This window comes from Amycolatopsis sp. NPDC114478, assembly GCF_055633805.1.
Map to the genome: position 1 here is coordinate 61972 of NZ_JBVKDO010000012.1, position 12573 is coordinate 74544.

A 12573-nucleotide genomic window follows, 5' to 3' on the forward strand; every position below is an offset into this window, starting at 1 on the left:
CTTTCATCGCGGGGGACGAATCACCGCGGGTCGCGCGGCCGGAACCGCCGGGACGGCGCGGCCCGCACCGCCGCGTACGCCACCGCGACCCGGACCCGCGCCTTCGACGTGGCGACCGCCGCCTTGAGCGCGTACTCCCGGACCCGCGCGGCCACCGCGTCCACTGTGGTCATGACGTCAGCCAGGACTTGGCGGTGGTGACCTCGGCGAGCCGCTCCGGGATCGGCGTGACGCCGAGGCCCGGTCCGGACGGCACCGGCAGCCGGCCGCCTTCGAGCACGAACGGCTCGGTGATGTCGCTGGTGTAGAACCGGTCCGACGCCGAGGTGTCGCCGGGCAGCGTGAACCCGGGCAGCGAGGCCAGGGCGACGTTGGCCGCCCGGCCGAGCCCGGTCTCGATCATGCCGCCGCACCACACCGGGACGCCGTGGGCGGCGCAGACGTCGTGCACCCGCCGCGCCTCCAGGTACCCGCCGACGCGGCTCGGCTTGATGTTGACGATCCGGCAGGCGCCGAGCTTGATCGCGTCGGCGGCCGAGCGCGCGGAGACGACGGACTCGTCCAGGCAGATCGGCGTCCGGATGTGCTTGGCGAGCTCGGCGTGGCCGAGCACGTCCTCCTCTTCGAGCGGCTGCTCGATCAGCAGCAGCTCGAAGGGGTCGAGCCGCTGCAGCTGCGGCACGTCCGAGAGCGTGTATGCGGTGTTCGCGTCGACCTGCAGCAGGATGTCGTCGCCGAAGCGTTCGCGGACGGCGCGCACCGGCTCGACGTCCCAGCCCGGCTCGATCTTCAGCTTGATCCGCACGTACCCGGCGTCCAGGTAGCCACCGACGACGTCGAGCAGGTGCGGGATCGTTTCCATGATGCCGACCGACACCCCGCACGGCACCGAGTCCTTTGTGGACCCCAGCGCCGTCGCGAACGACATGCCGTGCGCGCGGAGCTCGGCGTCGAGCACCGCCATCTCCAGCGCGGCCTTGGCCATCCGGTGGCCCTTGAACTTCGCCAGCAGCGGCGCGACTTTGTTCGCGGTGAGGTCGTCGGCGGCCAGCAGCGCCGGCACGAGGAAGGTCCGCAGGACGTGCTCGACGCCGTCGACGTACTCCGACGAGTAGAGCGGGTCGACCATCGCGCCGCACTCGCCCCAGCCCTCGCCCTCCGACGTCACCGCGCGCAGGACCAGGAGTTCGCGTTCGGCCTGCGTGCCGAACGACGTCCGGAACGGTGCCACCAGGGGCATCCGGACGCGCAGCAGTTCCACTCCGGTGAGTTTCACGACGTTCGCTCCTTCGCGACCACGTACCAGCCGGCCCGATCGAATCCGATGACCGAGGCGCCGTCGGCGAGCAGGCCGCCGAGCACCTCCCGCAGGGCGACCCGCCACGCGCGGCCCCGGTCGGGGTCGGCGCGCCGGAGCGCCTCGATGTCCGGCGGCACGGCGACGAGCACGACCGGCGCGTCGGCCGGTCCGGTGACCGGGCCGCCGCCGGAGTCCGCCGCCAGCGCGACCGCGGCACCCTGGGCCCTGAGCGCCGCCGCGTCGAAGGGCGCGGGCGAGCCCTCGGCGGCCGACCGCACGGCCGGGCTCGCCAGGTCCCACACGGCCATGATCCGGTCGGTGTCGCCGGCGCCGTTGATGCCGTCGTGCATCGGGCCGTAGAAGTCGGGCAGGTACTGCTCCGGGCGGGCGGCGAGCTTGGTCAGGTTGAAGTGGGCGTTGCGGCGCACCAGCGGGTCGAACGTCCACGAGATCACCGGGACGTCCTGGCGCAGCGCCCACGCGCGCTGGTGCAGCTTGAGCGCGAAGCCGATGCCGCGGCCGTGCCCGGCGGTGGCGACGCCGGCGATGTGGCTGTGCAGTCCCCCCTTCGCGGGACCGCCGAAGAACCCGAAGCAGGCGCCGAGCAGCTCGGGCCCGTCGAAGGCGCCGGCGACGTAGTTGCCCGCCGAGACCATGGCCCGCAGCAGTTCCGACGTCACCGGCTGGTTTCCCGGCGCGGGGCGCCAGATCGACTCGAAGAGCCGGGTCACGGCGGTCAGGTCGGCGACCTCGGCCAGGGTCCGGACTTCGACCCCCGAGGCCGTGGCGGCGGCGGTCGCCGCGGCGGCCGCCTCGTCCCGCAGCGGCGGGGCTGTGTTCGTCACGACTTCTGTCACACTCCGATCCTGGCCGCAGAAGCCCCGCGGGTCACCGTTGTCCCGCACCGGTTTCGCCCCGCGTGTTCGTCGGCGCGGACGAACTTCGTTGCGCCAGCACGGTTTCGGTGAGCGCTGCGAGCAGAGCGGTGCGGCGGGGCAGCTCGGCGACGACGACGTGCTCGTCGTCGGCGTGGGCACCGCCGCCGACCGCGCCGAGGCCGTCGAGCGTCGGAATGCCCAGTCCCGCGGTGAAATTGCCGTCGGAAGCGCCGCCCACCGCGGCTTCGGTGAGCGTTCCGCCCGCGAGTTCGTTCGCGAGCACGAACAGCTCCGCCGACGCCCGCGCGTCCAGCGGCGCGCGGTTGATGCCGCCGGCGATGTGGATCCTGGCCTCTTCGTGCACCGGTGCCAGGCTTCTGATGGCGCGGTCGACGCGTTCTTGTTCGGCCGCGTCCCACACCCGCACGTCGACGGCAACACTTGCCTTGGCGGGCACCGTGTTCGTCGTGGTCCCGGCCGCCAGCGCGGTCGGGACGACGGTGGTGCCCCGGTCCAGGTCGGCGAGCGCGGCGATCGCGAGGATCTGGTGCGCGACCTCGATCCCCGCGTTGACGCCCTTCTCCGGCTCGAGCCCGGCGTGCGCGGCGCGGCCTTCGACCTCGACGCGGTACAGGGAAACGCCTTTGCGGCGCGTCTTCAGCGCGCCGCCGTCGGCCGAGGCTTCGAGCACGAAGACCGCGTCGCAGCTCTTGGCTTCCTCCTCGATGAGCGAGCGGGACAGCGGCGAGCCGATTTCCTCGTCACCGGTGATGAGGATCGAGAGGCCGTCGCGGCCGGGCAGCGCGGCAGCGGCGTGCAGGGCCATCACGACACCGGCCTTCATGTCGAAGCAGCCGGGGCCGCGCAGGGTCCCGTCGCGGACTTCGAAGGGGTGCGTCCGCAGGGATCCCAGCGGCCACACGGTGTCGTGGTGGCCGAGCAGCAGGACCCGCGGCTCGCCTTCGCCGAACCGCCAGCGCAGGTGCGTGCAGCCGTCGGTGACGATCCGTTCGGGCTCGACGCCGAGCAGGCGCCGGCCGATCCCGGCGACGACCTCGGCACTGCGCGCGACGGCTTCGTGGTCGGCCGAGGGCGACTCGCAGCGGACGAGCGCCTCGATGTCGTCGATCACCGCGGCTCACCCCGCAGCGGCTTCCCGGGCAGCGCGTCGGTGTTCAAGTTTCCGTCGCCGACCACGGGAACCCCGCCGACGTAGAGGTGCCGCACTCCCACTGACGGCCGGGTCGGGTCGGTGTAGGTCGCGGTGTCGGTGATCGCAGCGGGGTCGAGAACCACGAGGTCGGCGTCGGCTCCGGCACCGAGGTGGCCCTTGCCGCGGGCGGCGGGCGCGACGTCGTCGAGGAGCCGCGAGGGCAGGTACGAACAGCGGCGGAACGCTTCGAGCCAGCTCCACGCCCCGGTTTCGCGGACCATCAGGCGCAGGGTCTTCGCGAAGGTGCCCGCGGTCCGCGGGTGCGTCGTGCCGCCCGGCGGCAACGGCCACTCGGTGCTCTCGGTGCGGCCGTCCTTCCAGTACACCGGCATCGCGTCGCTGGCGACGACGGCGTCGGGGAAGGCGAGCGCCTGGTGCAGCAATCCGCGTTCGCGGGGGTCGGTCTCGTCGAGGAACTCCAGCAGACAGGGCGCGCCCGGGTCTTCCGCCCGCAGCTGCCGCAGCCGGGCTTCGTCGCGCACCCGCTCCCCCGTCTCCAGGATGACGACGCTCGACGGCTTCAAACCCTTGAGCCGCAAGCGGTCCGGCTCGATGAAGGCGGCGCCGACCGCCGTGCTGCCCGCGCCGTACGGGTAGGCCTCGACGGTGACCCGCGAGCCTTCGCTCCGGGCGGTTTCGAGCGTGGCGAGCACGCGGTCGATGTGGTGGCCGGAGGTGCTGTTGACGTGGCAGTGGTGCATCGCGGCGCCGGTCTCGCCCGCGGCGGCGACGATCTCCACGGAACCGTCGACCGGGATCGCCGGGTCGACCTCGACCAGCTCGCGGACGTGGGTGTAGGTCGGCACGCCGGCCTTCGCGGCGAGGTGCGCGACGGCCAGGAACTCGCCGGGGTCGGTGGCGGGCGCGTAGCCCATCAGGATGCCGATGCCGAGGGCGCCCCGGGCCAGCTCGCCTTCGAGCAGCGCGAGCCACGCGACCAGTTCCTTCTTCGACGAACTCCGTTGCCACTGCGGGTTTCCGAGGATCGAGAGCCCGCTGTCGATGCTCGCGTCGGGCGCGATGTTCGCGAGCACCTGGGCCCGGGCGGCGCCCCAGGAGGCGGAGAAGCCGTAGTTCAGCGGACGGCCGGCTTTCGCGGCTTCGGCGTAGGCACGCTCGATCGGCATCAGCCCGGCTTCGAGGTCGAGAGCGGTCGTGACGCCGTCCATGGCCTGCAGCCGCTGCCCGGCGACGGAGTGCACGTGGCTGTGCAGGTCGACGAACCCGGGCCCGACGACCAGCCCGGTGACGTCGACGACGACCGCGTCCGGCGCGTCGAGGTCCGGGCCGACGGCTTCGACCCGGCCGCCGTCCAGCAGGACGTCGGCGACGCCGTCGAACCCGCTCCCGGGGTCCACGACCCGGCCGCCCCGCAGAAGTATGTGCACCCGTCCGCCTCCTCGTCGTCGCTTCCCGGCGACGTTAGGAGGATTTGCGGCGGGGCCGTTCGTCCGCGGCGACGAACCGGGACGGCGGGGTTCAGCGGCGCGGACGAACCGGGTCGCGCGGACCGGCCTGGCGACCGCCCGGAAGTGGGCTGTTCGGAGACCGCCCGCGGCGAGGGGGCGGCCGCCCAACGCAACCGGACCACCGAGCTGGCCGCACCCCGACCGGCCGCCGCGGCGGGGTTCAGCCGCGCGGACGAACCGGGGTCACCGGGGCCAGGAGGAGGCCGGTGATCGCGTCGATCAGGCCCGTCCCGGCGTCGTCCCACGTCGCGCGCGGGGTCGGCGTGCCCTCGGCCAGGGCCCGCTCGCGCTCGGCCACCATGTGGATCATCAGCTGGCGGGCCATGTCGCCGCGCTCCGCGCGGACGTCGGCGGGCAGGCCGTCGAGGCAGCGGTTCAGCCCCTCGACCGCGCGGGCCAGCGCCGGGGACGACAGCGACTCCTCGGCGATGATCTCGCGCAGCGCCGGGTCGGTCATCACCTGGGCGCTGAACCGGGCGAACCACGTCGGGGCGCCCAGCTCGCGCAGGTACGTCGTGCTCGGGAGGACCAGGCAGGCCACCCAGGCACGCAGGTCGCCGTCGCCGTCGATCGCCTCGACGAGCTCCGCGCGCAGCCGCTCCATGCGCTCGGCGTGCCGGCGGACGATCGCCCGGACCAGGTCGACCTTCGTGCCGAAGTGGTAGTTGACGGCGGCGTTGTTGCCCTGCCCGGCGGCCTCGCTGATGTGCCGGTTGGACACCACCTGCACGCCGTGCTCGGCGAAGAGCCGCTCCGCCGTCACGAGGATGCTTTCCCGCGTCGCACTCGCGCGGGCCGCCTTCACGTTCATTCCGAAACCACCTGATCATCCACCGGCCCCCTACCTTACGGAGCCGCCCCGGCTGGCGAGAAACCGGCGGAACGTGGCAGAACAGCCACTGGCCGCCCCGGGCGGCCGTTCCTAGCGTGTCGATCATGATCGCAGTGCTCGCGCCGATCCTGATCGGCCTCCTCTACGTCGGGCTCAACTCCCTCATCGCCGAGCCGCACCGGCAGAAGTTCAACGCCCTCATGGTCGGCGGCGCGGGCGCGGCCTACCTCTCCGGCGGCGCACTCGGGCCATGGGAACTCGTGTTCTGCGCGGTCATGACGTACGTCGCCTTCCGCGGGCTCGACTCGTGGACGTTCATCGGGATCGGCTGGCTCCTGCACACCGGCTGGGACGTCGTCCACCACCTCAAGGGGCAGCCGATCCTGCCGTTCGCGCACGACTCGTCGTTCGGCTGCGCGTTCTGCGACCCCGTGATCGCGATCTGGTGCTTCACCGGCGGCCGGTCGGTGTGGCGCCGGTCCCGGCGGGTTGACGCGCCGGAGCCCCGGGTACTCGGGGGAGCATGAGCACCGACGTCGAACGCGCCGCGCACGCCTTCTGCCCGCGGTGCCACCCCTATCCGCAGCCGGGCGACGTGCTCATCGCGCTGTGCGGCGCCCGGCACCCGTACTACGGGCGCCGCGACCGGCCGGTGAACACCTGCCCCGCGTGCGTCCGGCTGGCCTCGGCGTCGGTCTACGCGTGCGGTCACCCGGGGGGCTGAGGGGCGGTTGTGTGAGCGCGAACAACGGGCTAACGTGAGAAACATTCACGATCCTGCCGGCTGTTCCCGCTCCCCCGCCACGGAAGGAACACCGCCTTGCGCAGAGTGTTCACCGCCTTCGCGACGGCCCTGCTGGCCGCGTCCGGGCTCGCCGCCGCCACCCTCCCCGCTGCCGCCGGCGGAGGCACGTTCAGCGTGCTGAGCTACAACGTCGCCGGCCTGCCCGAGGGCATTTCCAGCGCGCCGACCCCGCGCGCGTCGAGCACGACGGCGATCGGGCAGCGCCTCGGCCCGTACGACGTGGTGCACGTCCAGGAAGACTTCAACTACCACGCCAACCTGTACGCGGCCGACACCCATCCGTACCGGACGCCGACCAGCGGCGGCGCCGGGATCGGGAGCGGGCTGAACAGCCTGTCGTCCGTGCCGTCCGACGAGCTGGAACGCGTCCATTGGGACTCGTGCCAGTTCGACTCCGGCGACTGCCTGACGCCGAAGGGCTTCACGTTCACCCGGCTGCGGCTCGCCGAAGGCGTGTACGTCGACGCGTACAACATCCACACGAACGCGGGCACGAACGACGGCGACCTCGCGTCGCGCGCGGCGAACCTGCGCCAGCTCACGGCGTACATCGCCACGCATTCGGCGGGCAACGCGGTCGTCGTCATGGGCGACACCAACACGCGCTACACGCGGGCCGCCGACACGATCCGGGCGTTCGCCGCGGACAACGGCCTGACCGACGCGTGGGTCCGGCTCGAACGCGGCGGTGTCCCGCCCGCGGCCGGCAGCGATCCCCTGGTGTGCGACGAAACCGCGGTCACCAACGCCTGCGAGGTCGTCGACAAGGTGCTCTACCGCGGCAACAAGCAGATCTCCCTGGACGCGACGTACTACAACAACGAGCACAACGCGTTCCTCGACCCCTCGGGCGCGATGCTGTCGGACCACGATCCGGTGACCGTGCGGTTCAGCTGGTCGGCCGACCCCGCGTTCCGGCTGAGCGACCGCTTCGGCGGCCCGCACGGGACGCCGTTCACCGACCTGGACCGCGTCCCGCCGGCCGCCCGTGCCACGAGCCTGGCGTTGAGCGCGGGCAGCCGCGTCGACCGGATCGGCTTGACTCTCGCCGACGGCACGAGCCTCGGCCACGGTGGAACCGGCGGCACGGCACGGACTTACCAGCTGGCCGAGGGCGAGTACGCCGTGTCCGCCGAGCTGTGCCGCGGCAGCTACAACGGGCACACGCGGATCTTCTTCGCCCGCTTCACGACGAACCGGGGCGGCGTGCTGGCGGGCGGCACGACGACGGCGGACTGCACCACGGCGACCGCTCCCGACGGGTGGCAGATCGCGGGCTTCCACGGCCGGGCGGGCGACGAGGTCGACCAGTTGGGCCTGATCTACACCCGCCGCTGACCGGCATACGTCCACTCAGGACTACGCAGCGATCGGACCAGTACGGGCAGGACCGCCAGCAGGGCGATCCCGCGCACGGCGGCCGCCACGAGGTAGGGCGCCCGCAGCCCCAGCTGATGGGCGACCAGCCCGCCGGCCAGGGTGCCCACCGGGATCAGACCCCAGCCGAGCAGGCGGTACGCGCTCGTGACGCGGCCCAGCAGCGCGGCCGGGACGAGCTGCTGCCGAAGTCCGATGGTGACGATGTTCCACAGCGTCGTCACGAAGCCGGTGACCGCGAGGAACCCGCCGAGCACGACGGGATCGCGGCTCAGGCCGGCGCCCGCGAACGCGCCGACGTTGGCCGCGAGCGCGGCCAGCAGCGCCGCCCGGGCGCCGATCCGGGCCACGATCCGCGCGTTGACCAGGCCGCCGAGGACGCTGCCGAGCGCCGCCCCGGCGAGCAGCAGGCCGTAGCCGCCCGCGTCGAGGTGCACGACTTCGGTGGCGAGCAGCACCAGCGTCGCGGCGGCGAGCTGGCCGCAGAAGGTGTTGACGCCCACCAGTATCGCCAAGGTGCGCAGCAACCGGTGCCTCGACAGCCACGACAGCCCTTCCCGGACCGCGGAACGCGTCCGGACGACGTGTGTTCGCCGGGGCAGCGTCGCCACCAGCACCGCGGAAAGCGCGAACGAAACGGCGTCGAGGGCGAACGGCAGGGCCGCCGCGACGCCGAACAGCAGGCTGCCCAGCGGCGGGCCGGCGAACTGCCCGGTGATCGTCGTGACGGCTTGCTGACGACCGTTGGCGCGCGGCAGCAGGGGCTGTGCGACCACGTCCGGCAGGATCGCCTGCGCGGCGGTGCCGAACACGACGTCGCCCGCGCCGATCCCGAACGCCGTGACGACGAGGACCGGCACCCCGGCCGCGCCGCACACGGCCAAGACCGCGGTCACGGCGACCAGCACGGCCTGCACCGCTTGGGCACGCCACATCAGGCCGGCCCGGTCGTGGCGGTCGGCCAGCGCCCCGGCGGGCAGGGACAGCAGCAGCCACGGCAGGTACGCCGCGGCCGACACGAGCGAGACGAGCCGGGGGTCGTGGGTCACCGTGACGGTCAGCAGCGGCACCGCCGCGGTGAACGCGCCGGTGCCGAGGTTGTCGATGCCGGTGGCCCACCAGAGCCGCCGATACGCCGTCGGCAAGGTCATGATCCGGAGCCTGCTGGCCCCCACCGGGCCGGGACACCATTTAGCGCGGTGCTACATACTCGGGACCATGGTCCTGACGATCGAACTCGACGTCGCGGAGCTGGCCGCGACCCGCGTCGCGATCTCCCCGCTGTCGGAGACGGTCGCGTGCCTGCGGCAGCTGGGCGGCCGCGAACGGCAGGCGAGCGCGCTGCCGTGGCTGCGCTGGGCGGAGGACGAACTCGCCCGCGCACCGCTGGACCTGGCGTGGACGTGGCCGCTGGTCGTCAGCGACCGGCCCAACTGGCCGGAGTTCCTGGTGCCCGCGCCCAGCGGCGCCGGTCCGTCCATAGAGGACGATCTGGCCGCGCTCCGGCGGACCACCGCGCGGCAGGTCCGGCGCAGTCTCGGCCGGGTCTTCGGCACAGACCTGCGCGGGACGACCGCCGACCTCGCCGAGCGGCCGGCGGAGGGGCTGAAGGTGATCGCCGGCGAGCTGCGGGAGGCGCACGACCGCCTGATCGCCCCGCACTGGCCGCGGATCCGGGCCGTCCTCGACGCCGACGTCGCCCACCGCGCCCGGACGCTCGCCACGGGCGGCGTCGAAAAGCTGTTCGCCGGCCTGCACCCGGAACTGGGGTGGCGCGACGGCCGGCTGCTGCTGAACGGCGACCGCCGCCCGGTGCACCGCGGCCCCGGCGGGCTCGTCCTCATCCCCGTCGTGCTCGGCTGCCCCCACGTCCTGGTCAAGCGGAGCACGTCCACGCAGACGACGGTCCGCTACCCGGCCCGCGGCCGCGGCGCCCTGTGGACGGCGGGCACCCGGCCCCCGGCGGCCGGCACGGTCCGGCTGCTCGGCCGGGCGCGGGCCGGGCTCCTCGAAGCCCTCCGCTCCCCCGCCACCACGACCGAGCTCGCCCGCGCGCTCGGCGTGACACCCAGCGCGGTTTCGCAGCACTTGGCCGTGCTGCGCGAAAACGGCCTGGTGGACCGGGAACGGTCCGGGCGCCAGGTGTTGTACCTGATCTCGGCACTCGGAACGTCCCTGCTCGGCGGCTAGCCCAGCGACGTCAGCGGCACCGCGAACACCGACCGGCCGCAGACCTGGCTCTGCGCCTGGCAGTCCGCCGTCGACCACTCCGACTGCGACCACACGAGCCCCGTCGACCAGTCGTACGTCAGCGCCTCCGGGTGGACCGCCCAGCACGCGGCCGTGGAACCGCAGCTCGCGGCCGTGCTCGCCGCGGTCGTCTGGGCCCAGAGCTGGCCGTTGATCGTCGCCGAGCTGTGGGCGACGTACCACTTGCCGTCGTGGGACAGGACGCCCTGCATGTTGCCCACGTAGCTGCGGTACGCCTCGGACGCGGTGCCGGTCAGCAGGTAGTCGGTGCCCATCGGGAAGCGGTAGAGGCGGCCGTGGAGGCTCTGGTCGGAGAAGTACTCCGTCGTCACGATCGACGCCGGGCTCGTGCTGCGGTCCAGCGAAATCGACGAGAAGCACGGCACGCCCGTGTCCGACGCCATGCTGCACGTGCCGCCGGCGTAGGTGTAGTAGCCGACCTGCATCATCGCGTACTTGTACGTGTACGCCGCATACCCACCGGACGTCTTGCCGATCGCGTTCGACGTCGTGTCGGTCAGCTGCAGGATGTGCTTGGTGCTGAACACCCGGATCGCGGTGGACGTGTTGCCCTCGGCGGTAACGTAGATCTTGTCGCCGTACCAGGCCATCCCGCCCATGTGCGCCTGCGCCGCGGAGAAGCTGCTGCCGGTGCTGTTCGGCACGGCCAGGTACATCATCCGGTGCGCGGCGGAGGCGGGGGCGTTGTAGTTGATCGCCTGGATCCGCGCGTCGTTGTACCGGCCGAGCGCGTCGGTGCCGTGCCAGCCGGACAGGATGATCTTGTCCGCGCCCCACAGGCCGTCGTCGTCGGCGTCGCCGGAGGTCGTGATGCCCTGCGGCACCCAGGTGGTGCTGCCCGCGCGTTCGGAGTCCCAGCACAGCGACTTCGCCGCCACCGGCGCCTTGGGCAGCGCGGCTTTCTCGGCCGTCGTGCAGCCGGTCATCGCGTAGCTGGTGTCGTTGACGACGGTGTTGAGGCTGACGTTCGGCAGCGCGTTGTCCAGCGCGCTCAGCGCCGCGGCGGGCGTGGCGTGCCAGACGAGGTTCTGCTTGGTCGTCGTGGTCAGCGGGTCGCTGTAGGCGGCGCTCGCCGTCCCGGGCAGCGCCAGCGCGCCGGCCGCCACCAGCGCGAGCAGGAGGACTTCACGGATTCGCATGGGTGACAGTGCGCCAGACGGGGATCCAAAATCCGTACACCCGCTTGTACGGCTCTTGTATCAGCCGGCCGTCCGGCAACGCGATCGCACCGACGCCCGCGGCCGTCGCGCCGGTCACCGCGCGATGACTTCGCGCGCCCGCGAAACCCCCTCACGCGTCGGCAGGAACGCCGCCGGGATCGTGGCGAGCTGGACCGGGTGGATCGAGGTCCCGGACGTTCGCGTAGGCGGACATCGCCGACGGCACGAGCCGGGCGCCCCACGCCGCGACGATCACGCGACTGCGCGCCCACGTCAGCCCGGCGTCGTCGGCCACACCGAGGTCCGAGCGGAGGTAGGCCTCGCCGAGCCCGACGGCGGCGAGGGCACCGCCGGGTGGGGCGGCGCGGCTCCCGCATCCTGATACGGCTGGCCACCGTGACCGGTATGCCCCGATAGTAGCGGGGTGCTCACTTCCCGTGCCCCGCTCACCCTTCCCCGGGCCGACCGGACCGAGACGCGAGTGTCCTATCGGGACGCACTCGTGGCACCCCTGCCCGGCTACCGGCCGCTGCTGCTGGACCTCGTCGTCCCCGCGGGCGCCGGGAGCCATCCGGTGGTCGTCTACCTCTACGGCGGCGCTCCGGCGGCCGGGTCGCACAAGCACAGCAGGCTCGGCGACCGCGTCACGGACCGGTTGGTGGCGGCCGGGTTCGCCGTCGCGCGGGCTCAGTACCGGCACGGGCGCGAGGCCCCGTTCCCGGCGCAGGTGCACGACGTCAAGGCCGCGGTCCGGTGGGTTCGCCACCACGCGGCCGAGCTGGAGCTCGACGCCGGCCGCGTCGGGGCGTGGGGACATTCGGCGGGTGGCTACCTCGCCGCCATGCTCGCGGTGACCGCGGACGACCCGGCCTTCGACGGCGACCTCGGGATCACGGGCCCGTCGAGCCGCCTCGGCGCGGCGATCGCGTGGAGCCCGCCGACGGACTTCACGCGCATCCCGCCGCCCCCGGCGGACTCGGTGTTGCACAGCAGCGGCCACGACCCGCACGACTGGCTCCCCGGCCCGACGGCGAGCCCGCTGCTGCACGCGTCGGCGACGTCGGCGCCGCTGCTGCTGGCCCACGGCACCGACGACGCCGGCATCCCGATCGCCCACAGCGAAGCACTGGTCGCCGCGTACTGGCGCGCCGGCGCCGACGCGGACCTGATCCGGCTGGACGGCGTGGGCCACTTCTACGGCGAGCGGAAACTCGAGCAGGTCACCGACGCCGGGATCGCGTTCCTCCGCAACCGGCTGACCGTCTGAG

At 73.1% G+C, this 12573-nt stretch carries 14 protein-coding genes; 5 read left to right on the plus strand and 9 right to left on the minus strand.

All coding sequences use genetic code 11. The features are described from left to right. Positions 1 to 20: 20 nt before the first annotated feature. The 6 genes from ACZ7OH_RS29870 to ACZ7OH_RS29895 all read right to left on the minus strand — a co-directional run bounded on the left by ACZ7OH_RS29870 (position 21) and on the right by ACZ7OH_RS29895 (position 5671). Positions 21 to 173 carry a hypothetical protein gene (locus tag ACZ7OH_RS29870; RefSeq protein WP_400899566.1) on the minus strand — a complete coding sequence of 51 codons (153 nt, stop codon included), beginning with the start codon at positions 171 to 173 and terminating at the stop codon, positions 21 to 23. Continuing rightward, entirely contained in the window at positions 170 to 1276 is a 1107-nt protein-coding gene (gene menC / locus ACZ7OH_RS29875) for an o-succinylbenzoate synthase (RefSeq protein WP_470283851.1), read from the minus strand. Before menC ends, ACZ7OH_RS29870 begins: the two co-directional genes overlap by 4 nt. Then, positions 1273 to 2157: a GNAT family N-acetyltransferase gene (locus ACZ7OH_RS29880; protein WP_470283852.1), complete on the minus strand. Its 885-nt coding sequence runs from the start codon at positions 2155 to 2157 to the stop codon at positions 1273 to 1275. Before ACZ7OH_RS29880 ends, menC begins: the two co-directional genes overlap by 4 nt. Before the next feature lie 31 nt (positions 2158 to 2188). Further along, positions 2189 to 3310 carry a M20 family metallopeptidase gene (locus tag ACZ7OH_RS29885; RefSeq protein ID WP_470283853.1) on the minus strand — a complete coding sequence of 374 codons (1122 nt, stop codon included), beginning with the start codon at positions 3308 to 3310 and terminating at the stop codon, positions 2189 to 2191. Further along, a complete protein-coding gene (locus tag ACZ7OH_RS29890; RefSeq protein ID WP_470283854.1) occupies positions 3307 to 4779 on the minus strand; it encodes an amidohydrolase family protein in 1473 nt (490 codons plus the stop codon). Before ACZ7OH_RS29890 ends, ACZ7OH_RS29885 begins: the two co-directional genes overlap by 4 nt. 241 nt (positions 4780 to 5020) lie before the next feature. Beyond that, entirely contained in the window at positions 5021 to 5671 is a 651-nt protein-coding gene (locus ACZ7OH_RS29895; RefSeq protein ID WP_470283855.1) for a TetR/AcrR family transcriptional regulator, read from the minus strand. 125 nt (positions 5672 to 5796) lie between these two features. On the opposite strand from ACZ7OH_RS29895, the gene ACZ7OH_RS29900 reads away from it, so the two are divergent. From ACZ7OH_RS29900 to ACZ7OH_RS29910, 3 genes are all read left to right on the plus strand, one after another. Next, positions 5797 to 6219, plus strand: coding sequence for a DUF6010 family protein (locus ACZ7OH_RS29900; RefSeq protein WP_470283856.1), 423 nt, complete (start codon positions 5797 to 5799; stop codon positions 6217 to 6219). Then, the gene (locus ACZ7OH_RS29905) at positions 6216 to 6416 is read left to right on the plus strand and encodes a hypothetical protein (RefSeq protein ID WP_470283857.1); all 201 of its coding nucleotides are present in this window, start codon (positions 6216 to 6218) and stop codon (positions 6414 to 6416) included. The genes ACZ7OH_RS29900 and ACZ7OH_RS29905 overlap by 4 nt, the downstream gene beginning before the upstream one ends. 105 nt (positions 6417 to 6521) lie before the next feature. Next, complete coding sequence (locus tag ACZ7OH_RS29910; RefSeq protein WP_470284082.1) at positions 6522 to 7835, plus strand: jacalin-like lectin; 1314 nt, start codon at positions 6522 to 6524, stop codon at positions 7833 to 7835. Here ACZ7OH_RS29910 and ACZ7OH_RS29915 read toward each other — a convergent pair. After that, positions 7820 to 9025 (minus strand): MFS transporter, encoded by a 1206-nt coding sequence (locus ACZ7OH_RS29915; RefSeq protein WP_470283858.1) that lies wholly within the window; start codon positions 9023 to 9025, stop codon positions 7820 to 7822. The two genes, ACZ7OH_RS29910 and ACZ7OH_RS29915, sit on opposite strands and share 16 nt — an antisense overlap. Before the next feature lie 67 nt (positions 9026 to 9092). Here ACZ7OH_RS29915 and ACZ7OH_RS29920 point away from each other — a divergent pair, with 67 nt between their 5' ends. Beyond that, the gene (locus ACZ7OH_RS29920; protein WP_470283859.1) at positions 9093 to 10064 is read left to right on the plus strand and encodes an ArsR/SmtB family transcription factor; all 972 of its coding nucleotides are present in this window, start codon (positions 9093 to 9095) and stop codon (positions 10062 to 10064) included. Here the strand turns inward: ACZ7OH_RS29920 and ACZ7OH_RS29925 are convergent. Next, positions 10061 to 11284 (minus strand): hypothetical protein, encoded by a 1224-nt coding sequence (locus ACZ7OH_RS29925; protein WP_470283860.1) that lies wholly within the window; start codon positions 11282 to 11284, stop codon positions 10061 to 10063. The two genes, ACZ7OH_RS29920 and ACZ7OH_RS29925, sit on opposite strands and share 4 nt — an antisense overlap. A gap of 151 nt (positions 11285 to 11435) precedes the next feature. Beyond that, entirely contained in the window at positions 11436 to 11600 is a 165-nt protein-coding gene (locus tag ACZ7OH_RS29930) for a hypothetical protein (protein ID WP_470283861.1), read from the minus strand. A gap of 129 nt (positions 11601 to 11729) precedes the next feature. Here ACZ7OH_RS29930 and ACZ7OH_RS29935 point away from each other — a divergent pair, with 129 nt between their 5' ends. Beyond that, positions 11730 to 12572 carry an alpha/beta hydrolase fold domain-containing protein gene (locus ACZ7OH_RS29935; RefSeq protein WP_470283862.1) on the plus strand — a complete coding sequence of 281 codons (843 nt, stop codon included), beginning with the start codon at positions 11730 to 11732 and terminating at the stop codon, positions 12570 to 12572. Position 12573 lies beyond the last annotated feature (1 nt).